This window comes from Streptomyces sp. NPDC047315 (assembly GCF_040643215.1).
In the GTDB taxonomy this organism is placed as follows: Bacteria; Actinomycetota; Actinomycetes; order Streptomycetales; family Streptomycetaceae; genus Streptomyces.
Window position 1 is genome coordinate 111,192 of the sequence record NZ_JBEYTZ010000014.1, and the last position, 19,948, is coordinate 131,139.

The following is a 19,948-nucleotide window of genomic DNA, read 5'->3' on the forward strand; positions in this document are numbered from 1 at the left end:
TCAAGACGGAAAAGCGCAACCCAGGGGCGGAAGCGGCGCCCACGCGCAACACTTGACGGGTGTTCGGGCCGCTCCCTAGCGTGTCCATACATGTGAATGGCGTTTACGGATGTCTACGGTACGAGTCAGTAGGACGCGCAACGAAGCGGTACGGCCCAGTCCGACCCGGCACCACCCGGACCCGACACCACCCGGCACGACGCAGCACGACGAGACGCAGCACGACGAGGAGACCCGTCCATGCCCGCTCCCCGCACGGTCCTGCTCACCGGCGCCGCAGGCGGACTCGGCACGCTGATGCGGGGGCTCCTTCCCGCGTACGGCTACGAGCTCCGGCTCTTCGACGTCACCCCCATCGAGGGCGAGCCCGACGCCATCACGGCCGACCTCGCCGACCGGGCGGCGCTGCGCGCGGCGGTGACGGGCGTCGACGCGGTGCTCCACCTGGCCGCGATCTCCCTGGAAGCGCCCTTCGAGAAGATCCTCCGCGCCAACATCGAGGGGACGTACCACCTGTACGAGGCCGTCCGGGAGGCCGGGGTGCCGCGCGTCGTCTTCGCCTCCAGCAACCACGCCGTCGGCTTCACGCCGCGTCCCGCGGGCGGTCCGCCCGTCGCCCAGGACGCCCTGATCCCCATCGACACCCCGCGTCGCCCGGACACGTACTACGGCCTGTCGAAGTGCTTCGGCGAGGACCTGGCGCAGCTCTACTACGACCGGCACGGGGTGGAGACGGTCTCGGTGCGCATCGGGTCCTGCTTCATGGAGCCCACCTCGGTGCGGATGCTGTCGGTCTGGATGAGCCCCGGCGACGGCGCCCGGCTCTTCCACGCGGCGCTCACCGCGCCGGACGTGGGCCACAGCGTCGTCTACGGGTCCTCGGCGAACACCCGGCTGTGGTGGGACCTGTCGAGCGCGCGGGCGCTGGGGTACGAGCCGCAGGACGACTCCGAGCAGTTCGCGCCCAAGCTCATCGCCGAGCAGGGCGAGCTGGACCCGGACAACCCGGACCACCGGTACTTGGGCGGCCACTTCGTGACCCACCCTCCGCAGTGGCCGCTGTAGGGCGGCCCGAAGCCACGGTGCCGGCGGGGGCAAGAGAGCGAAAAGCCGAAATCGCGAAGAGTAAGGGAACGGCAAAGCGGTCCCGGTCGTTACTCCTGGCATGACCGTTATGACCCCTGGCTCGAACATCCCCCTCCCCACCGCGCGAGTGACGGTGGACGTCGCGGCCCCGGTGCGGCTCGACGTGTCGGGCCTGCTCCTCACCGCCGCCGGCAAGGTGCGCTCCGACGACGACTTCATCTTCTACAACCAGCCGACGGGCCCCGGCGTGACCTATCGGTCCGGCGGCGGCACCGCGCCGGACGCCATCGTGGTCGACACCTCCGCCGTCCCGGCCGGCATCGAGAAGATCGTGGTCACCGCCAGCCCGGACGCCGCGGGCCAGACCTTCCAGGGCATCGAGCCCACGGCCACCCTGCGCAACGCCGACGACGGCACTCCGCTCGCCAGCTTCACCCCGCCCCAGCTCGGCGGCGAGACGGCCCTGGTCGTCGTGGAGATCTATCTGCGCAACGGCGCGTGGAAGGCCCGTGCCGTGGGCCAGGGATATGCGAACGGTCTGGCCGGCATCGCGACCGACTTCGGCGTCTCGGTGGACGAAGAGCCCACCCCGCCCCCCGCCGCGGCCCCGGTCGCGCCCCCGGCCGCCTTCTCCGCCCCCACCCCGGCGGCCCCGCCCGCTCCCCCGGCTCCCCCCGCTCCTCCGGCTGCTCCGGCGGCTCCGCCCGCCCCCGCGCCCGGCACCGGCAAGATCAATCTCGACAAGGGCCGGGTGAACCTCCAGAAGAACCAGACGGTGTCGCTGGTCAAGGGCGGCCGTCCGCTGCTCTCCCAGGTCAAGATGGGCCTCGGCTGGGAGCCGGCGTACCGCGGCAAGGACATCGACCTCGACGCCTCCGTGATCGCCTACGGCCCCCAGCGCAATCACCTCGACAGCTGCTACTTCGGCAAGCTCGCCATCCTGAACGGCGCCATCAAGCACTCCGGCGACAACCTCACCGGCGAGGGCGCGGGCGACGACGAGGTCATCACGGTCGACCTCGGCCGCCTCCCCGCCGACGCCACCGGCCTGGTCTTCACGGTGAACTCCTTCTCCGGCCAGAAGTTCACCGAGGTCGCCAAGGCCTACTGCCGTCTGATGGACGCGGCCACCGGCGAAGAACTCGTCCGTTTTGACCTGACGAGCGCCGAGCCGCAGACGGGCGTGATGATGGCCAAGCTCATCCGCCAGTACTCCGGCGAGTGGGAGATGACCGCCATGGGCGACTTCGTGAAGTCCCGCACGGTCCGCGGCATGGTGAAGCCCGCGGCGCAGGCCCTGTAGTAAAGCAGCAGCTCATGCCCGCTTCCCACGGCAAGCCGTGGGAAGCGGGCATTTTGCTCGGCCTGGCAGCACGATCGCCGACGGTCGCGGTCCAGTGCCAGCGGACGCGTCCGTCACCGTGGGGGCAGGGTGAGGAGGGCCCAGACGCGGCGGCCGTCCGGGGCCGCGTCGGTGCCGCAGGAGAGCACGTTCTTTGCTGCGCCGAGCTCGTAGAGGAACGTCGGGTCGTCGGCGGCGGCGGGGCAGTGGCTGAGGACCGCGATCACCGCCACCCCGTCCTCGTCTTCGTCCGCTACGTGGACGCTCACTCGCCGGCCGCCGTCCGCGACGGCAGCCCGCACGAGGAGCGTCACCGCGGCGGTCACGCAGGTGTCGTCCGGCCGGTAGCCCCAACCCCGGAGGACCTCCAGCACACGACGGGACGCCTTCGCCGCGACCCAGGCGCCGGTTTCGGCCGGGACGCCGAAGGTGGCCGCTCTCCGGTTGCGGATCTGCATGCGCGGTCGGGTCCGTGCGTCGGACGCCGGTTCGCTGGGACGGGGCAGGTCAGGAGGGCGCTTCGGCGGTGGAGGGGTGCGCGGCGGGTACGTCGGCGGCAGCCTCGGGCCCTTGGCTTCCATGGGAGAAGCTTCAAGCCGGCGCGGGCCGGACGCAATCCTCCTCACGGGTGCCGTCCGAGGCGTCGTACACGTGCTCTAATCGCCGGATGACGAAGATCGACTCAGCGCTGATACGACGTTGGTTGACCGGTTGGACCGTGGCCCGCTCCCTGCCCGAGGCCCAGCCGATCGGGCCCGCCGGGGACGGTCTGCGGTCCGACTGCGACCAACCCGGGCGCGCGGTCGAGGTGTTCGCGCTGCGCGCGGACGAGGAGCCCGAGTCCTTGGTGCGGCTGGCGGCGGACGTCGCCGCCGCCCGCCGCACCACCTGGCTCACGGTGCCCACCCTGGTCCCCCGCACCGTCGAAGCCGCCGTCGGCGCCGCCGGGCTGGAGGTGCTGCACGCGTCCGAGTGGTTCATGACGACCGAGCTGACCGAGCACCCGCGACACGCGCCCGCCGCGCCGTACGAACGGCAGGTGCGCACCGAGGGAGCGGTCACGGTCGTCACCCTGCGGGACCCCTCCGGAGCGGTTGCGGCGAGCGGCACCGTCGCCGTGGTCGGCACCGACGCCATCGCCGATCGCATCGAGACGGACGCGGCCCACCGCCGACGGGGTCTCGGCCGCGCCGTGATGAGCGCTCTGGCGGAGGCCGCCGTGGACCGGGGCGCCCGCACCGGTCTCCTCATCGCCAGCGAGGAAGGGCAGCACCTCTACTCCTCCCTCGGCTGGCACCGCGCAGCCGACGTCCTGATCGCCCGGGGCCCGGTCGCCCCCGCCGCCTGAAGGAGGGCGTCAGCTCAGCTCGCTGTACGCGTTCAGCGCCGGCTGGCCGCCCAGGTGCGCGTAGAGCACCGTCGAGTCCGGTGAGATCTCGCCGCGGGTGACGAGGTCGATCAGGGCGGCCATGGACTTGCCCTCGTACACCGGGTCGGTGACCATCCCCTCGGTGCGGGCCGCCAGGCGCATCGCGGACAGCGTCGCCTCGTCCGGGACGCCGTACGTGCCCGCGTGGTAGCGCTCGTCCAGTTCGATCGACTCGTCCGTCAACTCCCGCTCCACGCCGATCAGCGCATCGGTGGCGCGGGCGATGCGGCCGATCTGGGCGCGGGTGCGCTCGGGGGCGGCGGAGGCGTCGACGCCGAGGACGCGGCGCGGGCGGGCGCCGGACTGCTGGAGGGCGGCGAAGCCGGAGAGCATGCCGGCCTGGGTGCCGCCGGTGACCGAGCAGACCACCACGGTGTCGAAGAAGACGCCGAGTTCGCGTTCCTGTTCGGCCACCTCATACGCCCAGTTGGCGAAGCCGAGCCCGCCGAGGGGGTGGTCCGAGGCGCCGGCCGGGATCGCGTACGGGCGTCGGCCGCTGGCCGTCACCTCCTTGAGCGTCTGCTGCCAGCTCTCCCTGACGCCGATGTCGAAGCCGGCCGGAGCCATCCGGACGTCCGCCCCGGCGAGCCGGCTGATCTGGATGTTGCCGACCTTGTCGTAGCCGGGGTCGCTCCACTCCACCCAGTTCTCCTGCACCAGGACGCAGTCCAGGCCGACGCGGGCGGCGACGGCGGCGACCTGGCGGGTGTGGTTGGACTGGACGCCGCCGATGGAGACCAGGGTGTCGCAGCCCTGTGCGAGGGCGTCCGCGACCAGGTACTCCAACTTGCGGGTCTTGTTCCCGCCGTAGGCGATCGGGGAGTTGCAGTCCTCCCGCTTGGCCCACAGCTCCGCGCCGCCGAGGTGCGCGGTCAGCCGGTCGAGTCGATGCACCGGGGAGGGGCCGAAGAGCAGCGGGAAGCGTTCGTACGCGGCGATCGACATGTTCGACTCCTTCAGCGGGGGCTTCGTCAGTCAGTCAGTCGGTTAGTGAGTCAGTCAGTCGGGTCGGCGGTCAGATCGGTGAGGGAACTCCAGATGTGCGCGGTGACGCCGGTGGCCCCGGCCACGTCGCCCGCCTCGCACGCGGCGATCAGCCGCTCGTGCGTCCCCGCCGACTCCAACGCGCCCCGGGTGGCGAACAGTCGCCACTCCAGCCGTCGGATCAGCGGGGTGTAGCGGGCGATGGTCGCCGCCACCGCGCGGTTGCCGCACACCCGTACCAGTACGTCGTGCAGCGCGTCGTCGGCGCTCAGGGCGTCGCCTGTCGCACCGGATCCGACGGCCGCGGCGAAGCGGTCGTTGGCGGCGCGCATCTCGGCGACGTCGGCGGTGGACAGCAGGGGTACGGCGGTACGGGTGGCCAATTCGTGCATCGCGCCCACCACGGCCCCCGCCTCGCGCACCGCGCGCGGTTCGAGCCGGGTCACCCTGGTGTAGCTCTGGGGCTTGGTCTCCACCAGGCCGTCCTCCACGAGCCGGGCGAGCGCGTCGCGCACCGGCGCCCGGGACAGGCCGAGGCGCGCGGCGAGTTCGACGTCCCGCACGGGCTCGCCAGGCGCCAGCTCACCGCAGACGATGGCGTCGCGCAGGGCGACGTACGCGGTGTCGCGCAACAGGGTTCGCCCCACGGGCCGCAGCGTCGACATGACCGGGATGCTAGACGACTGACATGTTAGATGTCAGCCCCTCCGACACTCCCCGGCGTACCCGCACATCACGCACCAACGCCCCGACGGCCCCGAGTCGTTCGGGCCGCCGGGGCGTGGTCAAACAGTCAAGCGGTCAGGCCGCAGCCGCGCCGTCGACCCACGGCCAGTCCGCGCTGCGCCCCCGCTCCAGCAGCGTCACCATGCGGAACGCCGCGTCCGACAGACCGCCGAAGGTGTGCCGGTTCGGGACGCCCGACGGGGCGTGCCCCGCCCGGTACCCCTGCAGGTTCCAGGTGTACACGGGCACCCGCGCCGGGACCTGTTCGGTCGGGTCGCCCCCGTGGTGCGGGTCGGCCTGCTCGTCCGTCACGATCAGCACCCGGTCGTGCTTGCGGTAGTGGCGGCGCACCGCCTCGGTGGTGGCGGTGCCGCCGAGGTTGCCGAACCGTTCCAGCACCTTGAGCACCGACTCGCCGCGGCGGAAGTCCACCGCCGCGCTGTCGCTGCCGAACTGCACGAGGTCGGCGCGTTCGGCCCGCATCGCCAGCGCGGTGCCGAACACGGCAGCCGCGTCCGCCCTGTTCAGCTCGGAGCGCTTGGACAGCATCGACCAGAACATCGACCCGGAGCGGTCGACCAGGATCAGCGTGCGCCCCGGCAGCTCGGGCACCCGGGCCAGCGAGTGGCCGAGCGCCTTCTCCAGGGCGTACGCCCAGCGCAGCGACGGCGCGTGCTGGTACGCGGCGAGGTAGCGGAAGGGGAACTGCCGCGAGCGCGCGACCTCCGCCGGGTCCGAGATCCGCGCGGCGACCCGCGCGGCCACCTCGTCCGACACGCCCGCCTCGTCGAAGTTCCGCAGGTTCCGCACCAGCGCCATCGTCCCCATGGAGGGGATCACGGCCTCCCAGGCCGCGGCGTCCATCGGCCCCTGGAGCCAGCCGGCGAGGGCCTCCCAGGTCATTCCGGCCGCGGCGAGCCGTTCGGCGCCGTCGGGCGCGGTGATCCGCGCGCGACGCTCGGCGACGGGCAGCGCCATCAGCGCGCGGTGCGCCGCGACGACGGGCAGCGCCTCGGGGACGCTCGCCTCCTCGGGGTGGTGGCGCCGGTCGAGCGCGTACCGGAACAGCTCGCCCTGCCAGGGCTTGTCCGGCGCGGGCGTGGCGTGCACGAGGTTGAGGACGTCGCCGAAGCGGAAGTCCTTGGTGCCGGTGTCGTACTTCAGCAGCGCCTTCTCGCTCCACATCCGCGCCACCGCGTCGCTCACTCCCCGCTTGACGGGCTTGGGCAGGGCGCGGCCGTAGTGGGCGTGCCAGTACCCGAGCAGTTCGCCGGGCTCGTCGGGGCGGCGCAGCACGGAGGCGATCACGCTGCGGTTCGACGGGCCTTCGCTCGCCGCGGCGGCCAGCCGGGCGTGCACGTACTCGGCGGCGCCGACGAGGGAGGCGGTCCGCATGTTGCCCTCGCTGCGCAGCCAGCCGAGGAGGCCGGCGGTCCACTGCGGGTCCTCGACGGCGAGTTGCCGCACGAGGGTGCGGAAGCGGCCGTCCCGCGCGCCCCCGGACTCGTAGAAGGTGTCCTGGGAGACGAAGTTGGCGACGGCGAGCAGGAAGAGCTCGGACTTCGGGTCGCGCTCGACGCCGCGTCCGCCCTGGTGGGTGCGGAGCGTACGGCCGGTGGAACGCACCGGAGAAACGGGCTTCTTGAAAAGGCGCTTGTTGAAGCGGGCCATGGAATGAATCCCCCCGAATTCACGGGGAGGTACGGCGTACGGGACGTGCCAGAGATCGGATCGAGCACGGAGAGACAGCTAGTTCACCCCGGGCGTGGTTTCCCTTCCACCGCCGGCCCCTTGCGAGGCCGGGCGGGACTCGAACCCGCTCTCTCCCGGTCCGTAGAAGTATCCGTACCCGGCGCACCGGGCACGTCTCGTACGCCGTACCTCCCGAGATCAGCGCACCGGGAGGTGCGTCAAAGCAATGCAGTCAAAGCAAAGATGTCAAAGCAAGGAAAAAGCGTGCCCAGAGATCACAGCGGCTGGACTGACATTTGGTGCTCTACCAATTGAGCTACACCGGCTCGAAAGCCGATGGCGGGACTCGAACCCACAACCGCCCCATTAAGAGTGGAAGTAAGTCCTGCCTGCGCACCTGGGCACGAACATCACTTTAGGACGCCGGTGGAGAGAGCCACCACGTATTTATTCGCGGCCTGTGTAAGAGCCCGGGGGACGTCAGGCGCCCCGGGGCGCGCGCGACTTGGCGCGGAACGCCGCCCGACGCGCCTCCTTCGCGATGCGCCGGTCCGGGTGGAGCCGGCCCATCGCCTCCAGCACCTCGGCCGTCGCGGGGTGGTCCACCCGCCAGACCGCGTCGAAGAAGCCGCTGTGCTGCCCGACGAGGTCCTGTACGAGGCCCTGGAGCTCGGCCAGTTCGCCGCCGGCGTCCAGTTGGGCGGCGATCGTGTCGACGGAGAGCCAGAAGATCATCGCCTCGGACGGCGGCGGCACGTCGGTCGCCCGGCGCTCGGCGAGCCAGACCCGGGCGAGCCCGCCCAACTCGGCGTCGTCGAGCACGGCGCGCACCTCCGGCTCGCCCTCGGGGCCGATCAGCGTCAGCGCCTGCTGACAGCGTAGCCGGCGCAGCGGGGCGCCCTCGTCCGCGCCGCGCGCCGCCGCGAGCAGCTCGTGTGCCGCGGCGGCGGGCTCGTGGCGGCCGAGCCACAGCTCGGTCTCGGCGCGCGCCGCCGACTCGGGGTAGTGCGCCAGCCCGTCGAGGAGGACGTCGGCGCCCTTGGCGGCCAGGTCGCCCACCGCGGGGACGTCGAGTCCGGCCTCCAGCATCCGGGTGCGCACCCCGTACAGCCCGAGCGGGGTCAGCCGCACCAGGCCGTACCGGGAGACGTCCTCGTCGCCCACCGGCTCGCCGGGCTCGGCGGTGTCCGCGCCGACCTCCGCCATCAGCTCTTCGTCGACGGGCCGGAAGTCGACCAGTCCGACGGACTCCAGGAGCCGGAACTGGTCGTCGAGCCGGACCATCGCCGTCGAGACCTGTTCGAGCACGTCGTCCGTGGGCTCGCCCATGTCGTCGGGGACGATCATCGAGGCGGCGAGCGCGGGCAGCGGCACGGGCTCGTTGCCGGCGCCGCCGTCCGTGACGGTGAGCAGGTACAGATTGCCGAGGACGCCGTCGAGGAACTCGGCCTCCGCCTCGGGGTCCCAGTCGAGTGCGGCGTAGTCGATCTCGCCGTCCTCGCCGATCACGTCGGTGATGTCGTCCAGGAGGGGGGCGATGGCGTCGGCGTGGGCGGCTTCCAGGATCTCCAGCCAGACGGCGAGGACGTCCTGCGGGCTGCCGGAGGCGATCAGGGGAAGGTTCTCGCCCGCGGTCACCGTCCCGTACGCGTCGTCGCCGTCCGCGCCATCCCCCTCGGGGTCGTGCACGGCCACCAGCCCGGCGTCCACGGCCGCCCGCCACGCCTCGCTCGCGTACGCCCGCCCCTCGTCGTCCTGCGGAAGGCCGATCTGCTCCGCGGCGGCGGACAGCTGCTCCTCGACCAGCTCGCCGCCGGCGCCCACCCGGGTCTCGGCCCCGGCCCAGCGGGCGAGCCGCACGGCCCGGGAGAGCAGGGTCGTGGCGAGCGCGTCCCGCGCCAGCTCCGCGTCGGAGTGCAGCCGCACGGGCGGCATGGAGGGACGGTCCTGGGGCATCGGCTGCTTCTCCTCGGGGCGGGTTCGGATCCGGGCATGGCCCCGGGGCACGGTTCCCCAGCGTAGACGCTTTCCCCGGCTTTCCGCGGCGTCAGGACGGTTCCCGGCCGCGAAGACGGCGAAGCACCGACCCCGGGGGAACGACGGCCGTGCCGTACGCCCTCGACGGCGCCCCTCACCAGCCACGGCGGGCCGTGCGCCGCCCGCGCGCCGCCGTCATCCGCCCGCCGCTCCGCGTACATCCGGACGCCCTTGACAAGTGCCCTGCCCAGACCGGAGATTGACGCGCGTAGAGCCGTGTGGGCACGCGTGCACCGTTGTGGCCGCGCTCCTCCACCGCACTCCCCGCCCCTCACCCGACTCCCGGAGCTTCGATGTCCTCCACCGCGTCCTCCTCCGCGTCCGCCCCGGCGATACCGAGACCGGCCGCCGTCGCCGTCCTGACCGCCGCCGCACTCGCCGCCGGTCTGCTGGCCGGATCCGCCCCCGCCTCCGCCGCCGCTGAGCCGGGGGTCAGGATCCACGACATCCAGGGCACCACCCGCGTCTCCCCGCTCGCCGGCCAGCCGGTCGCCGACGTCCCCGGCATCGTCACCGGCGTACGGACCTACGGCTCCTCCCGCGGCTTCTGGTTCCAGGACCCGGGCGGCGACGGCAACCCCGCCACCAGCGAGGGCGTCTTCGTCTTCACCGGCTCCGGCTCCACGCCCACCGTGAAGGCCGGGGACTCCGTCCTGGTCTCCGGCACGGTGGCCGAGTTCGTCCCCGGCGGCACGTCGTCCGGAAACCAGTCCCTGACCCAGATCACCCGCCCGGCGGTCACCGTGGTCTCCGCCGGCAACGCCCTCCCCGAGCCGGTGACCGTCGCCGCGTGGACCGTGCCCGGCGCGTACGCCCCCGCCGGCGACCCCGCGGCCGGCGGCAGCGTCAACGGCCTGCGCCTGGACCCGCGCCGCTACGCCCTGGACTACTACGAGTCCCTGGAGGGCACCAACGTCCGCATCGGCACCTCCCGGATCGTGGGCGCCAGCGACCCGTACTCCGAGCTGTGGGTGACGGTGAAGCCGCAGGAGAACCCGACCGCGCGCGGCGGGGCGCGCTACGGCTCGTACGAGTCGCAGAACACCGGCCGGCTCAAGGTGCAGTCCCTCGTTCCGCTCGCCGAGCAACCGTTCCCGAAGGCGAACGTCGGCGACGTGCTCAAGGGCACCACCGAGGGGCCGCTGGACTTCAACCAGTTCGGCGGCTACACCCTCGCGGCCCGCGGCCTCGGCACCGTCGTCGACCGCGGCCTGGAGCGGGAGCGGACCCGGCCGCAGACGAAGAACGAGCTCTCGGTGGCCACGTACAACGTCGAGAACCTCGACCCGGGCGACCCGCAGGAGAAGTTCGACGCGCTCGGCCGGGCCGTGGTGGAGAACCTGGCGTCGCCTGACGTGCTCGCCCTGGAGGAAATCCAGGACAACACGGGTGCGAAGAACGACGGCACCGTCGCAGCCGACCAGACGGTGCGCAAGTTCATCGACGCGATCAAGGCGGCCGGCGGCCCCGCCTACGACTGGCGCGGCGTCGACCCGGAGAACAACAAGGACGGGGGCGAGCCCGGCGGCAACATCCGTCAGGTCTTCCTCTTCAACCCGGAGCGGGTCTCCTTCACCGACCGCCCCGGCGCCGGCGCCACCACGGCGACGGGCGTCGTGCGCGAGGGGCGCACCGCGGCCCTCACCCACTCGCCGGGCCGCGTCGCACCCGCCGACGCCGCCTGGGAGTCCAGCCGCAAGCCGCTCGCCGGCGAGTTCTCCTTCCGCGGCAAGAAGGTCTTCGTGATCGCCAACCACTTCGGTTCCAAGGGCGGCGACGAGTCGCTGACCTCGCACCGCCAGCCGCCGAACCGCTCGTCCGAAGTCAAGCGGCTGGCCCAGGCGCAGGCGGTGAACGCCTTCGTCAAGGACGTCCTCGCGGTGGACCGCAAGGCCGACGTACTGGTCGTGGGCGACATCAACGACTTCGAGTTCTCGGCGACGACGAAGGCGCTCACCGCCGGCGGCGCGTTGTACCCGGCGGTGAAGTCGCTGCCGCGCGCGGACCGCTACTCGTACGTCTTCCAGGGCAACAGCCAGGTGCTGGACCAGATCCTGACCAGCCCCGGCATCGGCCGCTTCGACTACGACAGCGTCCACATCAACGCGGAGTTCTCGGAGCAGAACAGCGACCACGACCCCCAGGTGGTGCGCTTCAAGCCGTGACGCGACGGGCGGACGGCGCGCCACTCACGACCCGGCTCACGGCACGGCGCCGCTCGCGGCACAGCGCTCACGCGCCCGGGCTCAAGCTCAGCCCGGGCGTGTAGCGGTTCACCCGCGACTCGCCCACCCCGGGGTAGGAGTGCACCCGGTCCCACGCGTCGGTCGGGGAGCCGATGCCCTCGCCGGGCGCGGCGAGCGCGGTGACGTGGGAGGTGGCGTCCGTCCACTCGGCGTAGTTGAGCACCCGGGTGCCGTCGGTGCTCACGTGGAACCAGCCGGAGATTCCGGCGGCGTGCGGCCCCGGCTCGCCGTCGGCGGGCCCGGGGTCGCTCGCCAGGGCGTCAAACACGCCGTCCACCCAGTCCCGCTGCCGATCCCGGTCGGGCCCGTCGAACTCCACCTCGACGATCACCACGCACCCGGGGACCCGAAGGTCCCCGGGGTTGCCGCGACCGCCGCGGTACAGCTCGTACGAGTGGAGCCCCAGCCGCCGGATGCCGGGCACCGCGGCGTCGATCTCCGCGTTCCGCTCGTCCCGGAAACCCTCCGAGAAGAACTGCTGGTAGGCGTCCTCCCCGGTCCACTGGGAGTAGTGCAGCAGGGTGCGGCCGTCGTTGCCGACGTGGACCGTGTACGACAGCAGCCCCAGGTCCGGCCAGCTCCGCTTGCGCCACGCCGCGCCGATGGCCTCGATCGCGGCCCGCTGGCGCTCGGGGGTGCCGACGTCCCAGGTGGAGACCTTGACCAGGCCGACGCCGTCCCGGGCGATGTCGGGCCGGGCGTCGGGCCGGACGACGACCTCGTTCGCGTGCACGGGCATGGTGACTCCCCTCCGTTTCGGCGGACCGCCCCGGCCCGCCGTCGATCACCATCGTGGAACGTCAAGCGGAGTTGAGGTCAACTGGCGCCCGCTCCGGCACATTTCAGCGCACACGCCACACACACTTCAGTACATCTAACGCTTCACTCGAAGCAGATCTAAGTGGACCTGCATCGTGCCGCCGCCGCAGACTGCGAGGCATGACCACTCCCCGCCCCCGCCCCTTCGGCCGGGTCCTCTGCGCGATGGTGACGCCGTTCACCGCCGACGGTGCGCTGGACCTCGACGCCGCGGCGCGCCTCGCCCACGGCCTGGTCGCCGAAGGCTGCGACGGCCTGGTCCTGAACGGGACCACCGGCGAGTCCCCGACCACCTCCGACGCCGAGAAGACCGCGCTGGTACGGGCCGTGCGCGGCGCCGTCGGCGACGGGGTCCCGCTCGTCGCGGGCGTCGGCAGCGCGGACACCCGGCACACGGTCGACCTCGCCCGGGCCGCCGAGTCCGCCGGCGCCGACGGCCTGCTGGTCGTCGCCCCCTACTACAGCCGGCCCCCGCAGGCGGCCGTCGAGGCGCACCTGAGGGCCGTCGCGGAAGCGGTCGGCGTTCCGCTGGTGGTGTACGACATCCCCGGCCGCACCGGGGTCCGCATCGCGCCCGACACGCTGCTGCGGCTGGCCGAACACCCGCGCGTGGTGGCCGTGAAGGACTGCTCGTACGACCTGTTGGGCGCGGCCAAGGTGATCGGCGGGTCCGACCTCGCGTACTACTCGGGCTGCGACGAGTTGCACCTGCCGCTGTACGCGATCGGCGGGGTCGGCTGCATCAGCACCGTCGCCAACGCCGCGCCCCGCGCGGTGCGCGCGGTCCTCGACGCCTTCGACGGGGGCGACACGGCGGAGGCCGCCCGGCTGCACCGGGCGCTGCTGCCGCTGACGGAGCTGATGATGTGCGCCGAGTTGCCGGGGGCGGTGACGGCCAAGGCGCTGCTGGCGGCGGGCCCGGTCCGGGCTCCGCTCCAAGGCGCGGACGAGGCGGCGACGGCGGCCCTGCGCGCGGCGCGGGACGCGCTCGTGGCGGTGTGAACGCGTCCGGCCGGGGCGCTGGACGCGACCCCGGCCGGACGACGGACAAGAAGTGCCGTCAGTTGTGGGAGTGCAGGACCTCGTTCAGGCCGCCCCACACCGCATTGTTCGGGCGGGCTTCCACCGCTCCGGTGACGGAGTTGCGCCGGAAGAGGATGTTGCTCGCCCCGGAGAGCTCCCGCGCCTTGACGATCTCGCCGTCCGGCATGGTGATGCGCGTGCCGGCCGTGACGTACAGACCGGCCTCCACCACGCACTCGTCGCCGAGCGCGATGCCGACGCCGGCCTCGGCGCCGATCAGGCAGCGCTCGCCGATGGAGATGATGACGTTGCCGCCGCCGGACAGGGTGCCCATGGTGGAGGCGCCGCCGCCGATGTCGGAGCCGTTTCCGACGACCACGCCGGCCGAGATGCGGCCCTCGACCATCGACGTGCCGAGCGTGCCTGCGTTGAAGTTGACGAAGCCCTCGTGCATCACGGTGGTGCCCTCGGCCAGGTGCGCACCGAGGCGGACGCGGTCGGCGTCGGCGATCCGCACGCCCTTGGGGGCGACGTAGTCCGTCATCCGCGGGAACTTGTCGATGCTGGTGACCTGGAGGTGCAGGCCCTCGGCGCGGGCGTTGAGCCGCACCTTCTCGACGTCGTCGACGGCGACGGGGCCGAGCGAGGTCCAGGCGACGTTGGCCAGCAGGCCGAAGAGCCCGTCGAGGCTCTGCCCGTGCGGCTTGACCAGCCGGTGCGACAGCAGGTGCAGCCGCAGGTAGGCGTCGTGGGCGTCAAGCGGCTTCGCGTCGAGCGAGGAGATGACCGTGCGGACGGCGACGACCTCGACGCCGCGGCGGGCGTCCACGCCGAGCGCCTTCGCGGCCCCGGTGCCCAGGAGCGTGACGGCGCGGTCGGCGTCGAGGCGCTCGGTGCCGGCCGGGCCGGGCTCGGCGGTCAGCTCGGGCGCCGGGAACCAGGTGTCGAGGACGGAGCCGTCGGCGGCGATGGTGGCGAGCCCGGCCGCGACGGCGCCGGTGGTGCGGGGAGGGGTGCTATCGGTCATGAGGAGAACCTAACCGGCGACCGGGCCCGCGGGCGAACCCGTCTCACTCGCGTCCGGGGCACCGGTCAGCAACCGGCCCAGCATGGTGCGGGCGTACTCCTCGTCGTACTCCCGGTCCGTCAGCAGCACCTGGAGGCTGATGCCGTCCATCAGGGCCACCACCGCGTCCGCGGTGGCCGGGTCCACGTGGCGGGCCAGCGCTTCGGTGACGCTGGCCACCCACTCCTGGGCGACCGGGCGCAGCGCCGGCTTGCGGAGCGCCGCCAGGTACAGCTCGTACTCCAGCTCGTTGGTGCCGCGGTCGCCGGCCAGCCACTGCCCCAGGGTCCGCGCCAACTCGGCGGCGAGGTCGCGACGCAGCTCGACTCGGTCCACGCTGCGGAACACGGCCTCGGAGAACGCCGCGTTGGTCTGGCGCAGGGCGTCCACCAGCAGTTCGTCGAGCGAGGCGAAGTGGTACGTGGTGGAGCCGAGCGGCACGTCGGCCTCGGCGGCGACGGAGCGGTGGCTCAGCCCGCCGATGCCGTCACGGCGCACGACCCGGATCGCGGCGTCGATGATGCGCTGGCGCCGCTCGGGGTCGTAGCGGCGGGCCATCAGTGGGCCCCGCCCACGTTCAGCACCACGACGCCGGCGATGACCAGGCCGATGCCGGCGAACTTGGCGAGGCTGGCGGACTCGTTCATGAACACCATGCCGATGGCGGCGACGGCGGCCGTACCGACGCCCGCCCAGATCGCGTACGCGGTGCCGATGGAGAGGGTCTTCAGCGTCTGGGCGAGCAGGGAGAAGGCGATCACGTAGCCGACGACGGTGATCAGCGAGGGCCAGAGCTTACTGAAGCCCTCGCTGTACTTCATGGCCGTGGTGGCGAGCACTTCCGCGGCTATGGCGCCGGCGAGCAGTCCGTATCCCATGCGTACGACTGTACACAACGTTGCGTACGGCCGTACACAACGAGGCCCGCCAGGACGCACGTACGGCCGTGCCCACCGGGGTGAACCGGTGGGCACGGCCGTACAGGACCTCTGCCGCGAAGGGGCGGCGGGCTCAGGCGTTCAGCACGCTCAGACGTTGAACCCGAGGGCGCGCAGCTGCTCGCGCCCGTCGTCCGTGATCTTGTCCGGACCCCACGGCGGCATCCAGACCCAGTTGATCTTCAGCTCGTTGACCAGCCCCTCCGTCGCCGACTGGGCCTGGTCCTCGATCACGTCGGTGAGCGGACACGCCGCGGAGGTCAGGGTCATGTCCAGCGTGGCGACGTTGGAGTCGTCGACGTGGATGCCGTAGATCAGGCCGAGGTTGACGACGTCGATGCCCAGCTCGGGGTCGACGACGTCGTACAGCGCCTCCCGGATCTCTTCCTCGCTGGCCGGCTTGAGTGCGGCTGCTGCGTTCTCGGTCATGCCTTTGTCCTTAGGTCCTCTCAGGCGCTCTCGGGAACGCCGGATCCGCCGCCCAGCGCCTGGGCGGTCGCGTCCTTCCACGCCATCCAGCCGAGTAGCGCGCACTTCACCCGGGCCGGGTACTTGGAGACGCCGGCGAAGGCGACCGCGTCCTCCAGCACCTCCTCCATGGCGTCGTCGGGCTCGATCCGGCCCTTGGACTGCATCAGCTCCAGGAAGGTGCCCTGGATCTTCTGCGCCTCGGCCAGCTCCTTGCCGACCAGCAGTTCGTTCAGCACGGACACGCTGGCCTGGCTGATGGAACAGCCCTGTCCCTCGTACGAGACGTCCGCGACGCGGGTGCCTTCGTACTTCACCCGCAGCGTGATCTCGTCGCCGCAGGTGGGGTTCACGTGGTGCACCTCGGCGTCGCCGTCCCGCAGACCCCGCCCGTGCGGGTTCTTGTAGTGGTCGAGGATGACGTCCTGGTACATCGAATCAAGCTTCACTGGGGCTCCGCTCTACCCGAAGAATTGACGGACGTGCTCCAGCCCGTCGACCAGGGCGTCCACCTCGCCGGGCGTGGAGTACAGATAGAACGACGCTCGCGTGGTCGCGGGAATTCCGTACCGCAGGCAGACGGGCCGCGCGCAGTGGTGGCCGACGCGCACCGCGATGCCCTGTTCGTCCAGCACCTGACCCACGTCGTGGGGGTGGATGTCACCGAGCGTGAAGGAGATCGCGGCACCGCGGTCCTCGGCCGTGACCGGGCCGATGATCCGCAGGTCCGGGACCTCCAGCAGCCGCTTCAGGGCGTACTCGGTGATCGCGTGCTCATGAGCGGCGATCTTCTCCATGCCGATGGCGTTGAGGTAGTCCACCGCAGCGCCGAGGCCGACGGCCTGGGCGATCGGCGGCGTGCCCGCCTCGAACTTGTGCGGCGCCGGGGCGTAGGTGGAGGAGTGCATCGAGACGGTCTCGATCATCTCGCCGCCGCCCAGGAACGGCGGCAGGTCCTCCAGCAGCTCCTGGCGGCCCCACAGCACGCCGATGCCCGTCGGGCCGCACATCTTGTGGCCGGTGAAGGCGACGAAGTCGGCACCGAGCGCCTGCACGTCCAGCGGGGCGTGCGGGGCGGCCTGGGAGGCGTCGATCAGCACCAGGGCGCCGACCTCCTGGGCGCGGCGCACGATGGCCTCGACCGGGTTGATCGTGCCCAGGATGTTGGAGACCAGCACGAAGGAGACGATCTTCGTCTTCTCGGTGATGACCTCGTCGATGGCGCTCAGGTCGAGGTGGCCGTCGTCGGTGAGGCCGAACCACTTCAGCTTCGCGCCGGTGCGCTGCGCGAGCAGCTGCCACGGCACGATGTTGGAGTGGTGCTCCATCTCGGTGATGACGATCTCGGTGTCCCGGTCGACCCGGTACGGCTCGTCGGCCCAGCCGAGCATGTTCGCCACGAGGTTCAGCGACTCGGAGGCGTTCTTGGTGAAGACCACCTCGTCGCGGCTGGGCGCGTTGATGAACTCGGCGACCTTGGTGCGGGCGTCCTCGTAGAGGGCGGTGGCCTCTTCGGCGAGCACGTGCACGCCGCGGTGCACATTGGCGTGGTGGCGCTCGTAGTACTCGCTCATCGCCTCGATGACCTGGCGGGGGCGCTGGGAGCTGGCCGCGCTGTCGAGGTAGACGAGCTTCTTGCCGTCGTGGATCACCCGGTCGAGGATCGGGAAGTCCTTGCGGATCGCCTCGGTGTCGAGGAGACCCGGCAGCTGTGGTGTCACACCCTTCCCCTTCTCTCAGGTACTCCGCCCGCTGGACGCGGCGGAAGGTTTCGCATCACGCGGACGCGCCGCCCTTCACGTACGCCTCGTAGCCCTCCGCCTCCAGCTTGTCCGCGAGCTCGGGGCCGCCGGACTCGGCGATCCGACCGCCCGCGAAGACGTGGACGTGGTCGGGCTTGATGTAGCGCAGGATGCGGGTGTAGTGGGTGATCAGCAGGGTGCCGACCTCACCGCTCTCGCGGACGCGGTTGACGCCCTCGGAGACCACGCGCAGGGCGTCGACGTCCAGGCCGGAGTCGGTCTCGTCGAGGATCGCGATCTTCGGCTTGAGCAGCTCCAGCTGGAGGATCTCGTGGCGCTTCTTCTCGCCGCCGGAGAAGCCCTCGTTCACGTTGCGCTCGGCGAAGGCGGGGTCCATCTGGAGCCGCTCCATGGTCTCCTTGACCTCCTTCACCCAGGTGCGCAGCTTGGGCGCCTCGCCGCGGATCGCGGTGGCGGAGGTGCGCAGGAAGTTGGAGACGGAGACGCCGGGAACCTCGACCGGGTACTGCATGGCGAGGAAGAGGCCGGCGCGGGCGCGCTCGTCGACGGACATCTCCAGCACGTCCTCGCCGTCGAGGGTGACCTCGCCGCCGGTGATCGTGTACTTGGGGTGGCCGGCGAGGGAGTAGGCGAGGGTGGACTTGCCGGAGCCGTTGGGGCCCATGATGGCGTGGGTCTCGCCCTGCTTCACGGTCAGGTCGACGCCCTTGAGGATCTCGCGGGAGCCGTTTTCGGCTTCGACGGAGACGTGCAGGTCGCGGATTTCAAGCGTTGCCATGGGTAGCTCAGGACTCCTGGGTGAGGGAGACGAGCACATCGTCCCCTTCGATCTTTACGGGGTATACGGGGACGGGGCGCGTCGCGGGCAGTCCGGACGGCTTGCCGGTGCGGAGGTCGAAGCTGGAGCCGTGCAGCCAGCACTCGATCTGACAGTCCTCCACCTCGCCCTCGGAGAGCGAGACGTTCGCGTGGGAGCAGATGTCGTGGATCGCGAAGACCTCGCCCTCGGTGCGCACGACGGAGACCGGCGTGCCGTCGAGTTCCACCCGCTTCGGGGTGTCCTCCTCCAGCTCGCTCAGCCCACAGGCACGGACGAAGCTCATGCGACCGACGCCTCCAACTCTTCCTCGATCTTCGCGATCAGCCGCTCCTCGACGTCCGGGAGGCCGATCTGCTGGACCAGCTCCGCGAAGAAGCCGCGGACCACGAGGCGACGGGCCTCCTGCTCCGGGATGCCGCGGGCCATCAGGTAGAACAGCTGCTCGTCGTCGAACCGGCCGGTGGCCGATGCGTGGCCGGCCCCGACGATCTCGCCCGTCTCGATCTCCAGGTTCGGCACCGAGTCGACCCGGGCGCCGTCCGTGAGGACGAGGTTCCGGTTCATCTCGTAGGTGTCGGTGCCCTCGGCGGCGGCGCGGATGAGGACGTCGCCGATCCACACCGCGTGCGCGTCGTCGCCCTGGAGCGCGCCCTTGTAGACGACGTTGGACTTGTTGTGCGGGGAGTTGTGGTCGACCAGGAGGCGGTGCTCCTGGTGCTGCCCGTGGTCCGTGAAGTACAGGCCGAAGAGCTCGGCCTCGCCGCCGGTGGCCGCGTAGGTGACGCGGGGGTGCAGCCGCACCAGGTCGCCGCCGAAGGTGACCACGACCGACTTGAAGGAGGCGTCCCGGCCGACCAGCGCGTTGTGCTGGGCGACGTGGACGGCCTTGTCGTCCCAGTCCTGGACGGACACCACGGTCAGCTTGGCGCCGTCGCCCAGCAGGTAGTCGACGTTGCCGGAGAGCACGGCGTCACCGGTGTGGTCGATGACCACGACGGCCTCGGCGAACGCGCCGAGCTCGATGACCTGGTGGACGTAGGCGACGCCGCCCTCGCCGTGCACGGCGATCCGGATCGGCTCGCTGAGCTGGGTCTCCTTGGGCACGGTGACCACGGACGCCTGCTCGAAGGAGGAGTACGCCTGGGCGGCCACGCGGTCCACCGGGGTGCCCGCCCGGCCGAGCCGGGCGTCGTCCCGGCCGACGGTCTCCACCGTGACGCCCTCGGGGGCGTCGACGGCGACCTTCACGCCGCCGCTGGCGACGGCGGTGCCGTCGTGCAGCCCGGCCAGCCGCTCCAGCGGGGTGAAGCGCCACTCCTCCTCGCGGCCGTGCGGGACCGGGAAGTCGGCCACGTCGAACGACGGGGGCGCACTCATGCGAGTGGCTACGGTCGACTCGGCGGCCACCGCGATCGCGCCGGCGGTGGTGGAGCCCGCCGGAATGTTCTGAGCCTCAGCCATGGCTGTCGTCGTGCTCTCTCTCTGCCTGTGGGGTCAAGAAGTCAGTGC

General features: G+C 71.8%; 20 protein-coding genes. 5 read left to right on the forward strand and 15 right to left on the reverse strand.

Translation table 11 applies throughout. From position 1 onward, the window contains the following. Window positions 1-240: 240 nt before the first annotated feature. Both ABZ842_RS18430 and ABZ842_RS18435 read left to right on the forward strand, forming a co-directional pair. Window positions 241-1,065 (forward strand): NAD(P)-dependent oxidoreductase, encoded by an 825-nt coding sequence (locus ABZ842_RS18430; protein ID WP_361537744.1) that lies wholly within the window; start codon window positions 241-243, stop codon window positions 1,063-1,065. Between the two features lie 109 nt (window positions 1,066-1,174). After that, complete coding sequence (locus ABZ842_RS18435) at window positions 1,175-2,389, forward strand: TerD family protein (protein ID WP_361537822.1); 1,215 nt, start codon at window positions 1,175-1,177, stop codon at window positions 2,387-2,389. 113 nt (window positions 2,390-2,502) lie between these two features. On the opposite strand, the gene ABZ842_RS18440 is transcribed toward ABZ842_RS18435, so the two are convergent. Continuing rightward, window positions 2,503-2,886 carry a hypothetical protein gene (locus ABZ842_RS18440; RefSeq protein WP_361537745.1) on the reverse strand — a complete coding sequence of 128 codons (384 nt, stop codon included), beginning with the start codon at window positions 2,884-2,886 and terminating at the stop codon, window positions 2,503-2,505. A 209-nt stretch (window positions 2,887-3,095) separates the two neighbouring features. Here ABZ842_RS18440 and ABZ842_RS18445 point away from each other — a divergent pair, with 209 nt between their 5' ends. Beyond that, window positions 3,096-3,776 carry a GNAT family N-acetyltransferase gene (locus ABZ842_RS18445; RefSeq protein WP_361537746.1) on the forward strand — a complete coding sequence of 227 codons (681 nt, stop codon included), beginning with the start codon at window positions 3,096-3,098 and terminating at the stop codon, window positions 3,774-3,776. Between the two features lie 9 nt (window positions 3,777-3,785). Here the strand turns inward: ABZ842_RS18445 and ABZ842_RS18450 are convergent, their stop codons facing one another. The 4 genes from ABZ842_RS18450 to ABZ842_RS18465 all read right to left on the reverse strand — a co-directional run bounded on the left by ABZ842_RS18450 (window position 3,786) and on the right by ABZ842_RS18465 (window position 9,215). Beyond that, window positions 3,786-4,802 carry a 1-aminocyclopropane-1-carboxylate deaminase gene (locus tag ABZ842_RS18450; RefSeq protein ID WP_361537747.1) on the reverse strand — a complete coding sequence of 339 codons (1,017 nt, stop codon included), beginning with the start codon at window positions 4,800-4,802 and terminating at the stop codon, window positions 3,786-3,788. 50 nt (window positions 4,803-4,852) lie between these two features. After that, window positions 4,853-5,506 carry a GntR family transcriptional regulator gene (locus ABZ842_RS18455; RefSeq protein WP_361537748.1) on the reverse strand — a complete coding sequence of 218 codons (654 nt, stop codon included), beginning with the start codon at window positions 5,504-5,506 and terminating at the stop codon, window positions 4,853-4,855. 136 nt (window positions 5,507-5,642) lie between these two features. Next, window positions 5,643-7,238, reverse strand: coding sequence for a TROVE domain-containing protein (locus ABZ842_RS18460; RefSeq protein ID WP_361537749.1), 1,596 nt, complete (start codon window positions 7,236-7,238; stop codon window positions 5,643-5,645). Window positions 7,239-7,739: 501 nt separating this feature from the next. Continuing rightward, complete coding sequence (locus ABZ842_RS18465) at window positions 7,740-9,215, reverse strand: hypothetical protein (RefSeq protein ID WP_361537750.1); 1,476 nt, start codon at window positions 9,213-9,215, stop codon at window positions 7,740-7,742. 374 nt (window positions 9,216-9,589) lie between these two features. Between ABZ842_RS18465 and ABZ842_RS18470 the strand changes: the two genes are divergently transcribed. Further along, on the forward strand, window positions 9,590-11,461 hold the full coding sequence (locus ABZ842_RS18470; RefSeq protein WP_361537751.1) for an endonuclease/exonuclease/phosphatase family protein: 1,872 nt from the start codon (window positions 9,590-9,592) through the stop codon (window positions 11,459-11,461). A 67-nt stretch (window positions 11,462-11,528) separates the two neighbouring features. On the opposite strand, the gene ABZ842_RS18475 is transcribed toward ABZ842_RS18470, so the two are convergent. Beyond that, window positions 11,529-12,281 (reverse strand): antibiotic biosynthesis monooxygenase, encoded by a 753-nt coding sequence (locus ABZ842_RS18475; protein WP_361537752.1) that lies wholly within the window; start codon window positions 12,279-12,281, stop codon window positions 11,529-11,531. A gap of 200 nt (window positions 12,282-12,481) precedes the next feature. On the opposite strand from ABZ842_RS18475, the gene dapA reads away from it, so the two are divergent. Then, entirely contained in the window at window positions 12,482-13,363 is an 882-nt protein-coding gene (gene dapA / locus ABZ842_RS18480; RefSeq protein ID WP_361537753.1) for a 4-hydroxy-tetrahydrodipicolinate synthase, read from the forward strand. A 58-nt stretch (window positions 13,364-13,421) separates the two neighbouring features. Here the strand turns inward: dapA and dapD are convergent, their stop codons facing one another. The 9 genes from dapD to sufD all read right to left on the reverse strand — a co-directional run bounded on the left by dapD (window position 13,422) and on the right by sufD (window position 19,900). After that, window positions 13,422-14,411, reverse strand: coding sequence for a 2,3,4,5-tetrahydropyridine-2,6-dicarboxylate N-succinyltransferase (gene dapD / locus ABZ842_RS18485; protein ID WP_361537754.1), 990 nt, complete (start codon window positions 14,409-14,411; stop codon window positions 13,422-13,424). A 9-nt stretch (window positions 14,412-14,420) separates the two neighbouring features. Next, window positions 14,421-15,008 (reverse strand): TetR family transcriptional regulator, encoded by a 588-nt coding sequence (locus ABZ842_RS18490; protein WP_361537755.1) that lies wholly within the window; start codon window positions 15,006-15,008, stop codon window positions 14,421-14,423. Next, window positions 15,008-15,328, reverse strand: coding sequence for a multidrug efflux SMR transporter (locus tag ABZ842_RS18495; RefSeq protein ID WP_361537756.1), 321 nt, complete (start codon window positions 15,326-15,328; stop codon window positions 15,008-15,010). Before ABZ842_RS18495 ends, ABZ842_RS18490 begins: the two co-directional genes overlap by 1 nt. A 150-nt stretch (window positions 15,329-15,478) precedes the next feature. Next, window positions 15,479-15,817, reverse strand: a complete 339-nt coding sequence (locus ABZ842_RS18500) for a metal-sulfur cluster assembly factor (protein WP_361537757.1) — start codon at window positions 15,815-15,817, stop codon at window positions 15,479-15,481. A 20-nt stretch (window positions 15,818-15,837) separates the two neighbouring features. Beyond that, complete coding sequence (gene sufU / locus ABZ842_RS18505) at window positions 15,838-16,305, reverse strand: Fe-S cluster assembly sulfur transfer protein SufU (RefSeq protein WP_361537758.1); 468 nt, start codon at window positions 16,303-16,305, stop codon at window positions 15,838-15,840. Window positions 16,306-16,317: 12 nt separating this feature from the next. Further along, complete coding sequence (locus tag ABZ842_RS18510; RefSeq protein ID WP_361537759.1) at window positions 16,318-17,577, reverse strand: cysteine desulfurase; 1,260 nt, start codon at window positions 17,575-17,577, stop codon at window positions 16,318-16,320. Between the two features lie 55 nt (window positions 17,578-17,632). Further along, window positions 17,633-18,397, reverse strand: coding sequence for a Fe-S cluster assembly ATPase SufC (gene sufC / locus ABZ842_RS18515; RefSeq protein WP_361537760.1), 765 nt, complete (start codon window positions 18,395-18,397; stop codon window positions 17,633-17,635). A gap of 7 nt (window positions 18,398-18,404) precedes the next feature. After that, entirely contained in the window at window positions 18,405-18,722 is a 318-nt protein-coding gene (locus ABZ842_RS18520; protein WP_361537761.1) for a non-heme iron oxygenase ferredoxin subunit, read from the reverse strand. Further along, window positions 18,719-19,900 carry a Fe-S cluster assembly protein SufD gene (gene sufD / locus ABZ842_RS18525; RefSeq protein ID WP_361537762.1) on the reverse strand — a complete coding sequence of 394 codons (1,182 nt, stop codon included), beginning with the start codon at window positions 19,898-19,900 and terminating at the stop codon, window positions 18,719-18,721. The genes ABZ842_RS18520 and sufD overlap by 4 nt, the downstream gene beginning before the upstream one ends. Between the last annotated feature and the right edge of the window lie 48 nt (window positions 19,901-19,948).

Coding starts and splice junctions, on each gene's coding strand:
- dapD (WP_361537754.1), bottom strand. CDS start 14,411: ATGACCGATAGCACCCCTCCCCGCACCACCGGCGCCGTCGCGGCCGGG.
- ABZ842_RS18430 (WP_361537744.1), top strand. CDS start 241: ATGCCCGCTCCCCGCACGGTCCTGCTCACCGGCGCCGCAGGCGGACTC.
- ABZ842_RS18520 (WP_361537761.1), bottom strand. CDS start 18,722: ATGAGCTTCGTCCGTGCCTGTGGGCTGAGCGAGCTGGAGGAGGACACC.
- ABZ842_RS18495 (WP_361537756.1), bottom strand. CDS start 15,328: ATGGGATACGGACTGCTCGCCGGCGCCATAGCCGCGGAAGTGCTCGCC.
- ABZ842_RS18455 (WP_361537748.1), bottom strand. CDS start 5,506: ATGTCGACGCTGCGGCCCGTGGGGCGAACCCTGTTGCGCGACACCGCG.
- ABZ842_RS18440 (WP_361537745.1), bottom strand. CDS start 2,886: ATGCAGATCCGCAACCGGAGAGCGGCCACCTTCGGCGTCCCGGCCGAA.
- ABZ842_RS18465 (WP_361537750.1), bottom strand. CDS start 9,215: ATGCCCCAGGACCGTCCCTCCATGCCGCCCGTGCGGCTGCACTCCGAC.
- ABZ842_RS18490 (WP_361537755.1), bottom strand. CDS start 15,008: ATGGCCCGCCGCTACGACCCCGAGCGGCGCCAGCGCATCATCGACGCC.
- ABZ842_RS18445 (WP_361537746.1), top strand. CDS start 3,096: ATGACGAAGATCGACTCAGCGCTGATACGACGTTGGTTGACCGGTTGG.
- sufC (WP_361537760.1), bottom strand. CDS start 18,397: ATGGCAACGCTTGAAATCCGCGACCTGCACGTCTCCGTCGAAGCCGAA.
- ABZ842_RS18450 (WP_361537747.1), bottom strand. CDS start 4,802: ATGTCGATCGCCGCGTACGAACGCTTCCCGCTGCTCTTCGGCCCCTCC.
- ABZ842_RS18460 (WP_361537749.1), bottom strand. CDS start 7,238: ATGGCCCGCTTCAACAAGCGCCTTTTCAAGAAGCCCGTTTCTCCGGTG.
- dapA (WP_361537753.1), top strand. CDS start 12,482: ATGACCACTCCCCGCCCCCGCCCCTTCGGCCGGGTCCTCTGCGCGATG.
- ABZ842_RS18435 (WP_361537822.1), top strand. CDS start 1,175: ATGACCCCTGGCTCGAACATCCCCCTCCCCACCGCGCGAGTGACGGTG.
- sufD (WP_361537762.1), bottom strand. CDS start 19,900: ATGGCTGAGGCTCAGAACATTCCGGCGGGCTCCACCACCGCCGGCGCG.
- ABZ842_RS18470 (WP_361537751.1), top strand. CDS start 9,590: ATGTCCTCCACCGCGTCCTCCTCCGCGTCCGCCCCGGCGATACCGAGA.
- ABZ842_RS18475 (WP_361537752.1), bottom strand. CDS start 12,281: ATGCCCGTGCACGCGAACGAGGTCGTCGTCCGGCCCGACGCCCGGCCC.
- ABZ842_RS18500 (WP_361537757.1), bottom strand. CDS start 15,817: ATGACCGAGAACGCAGCAGCCGCACTCAAGCCGGCCAGCGAGGAAGAG.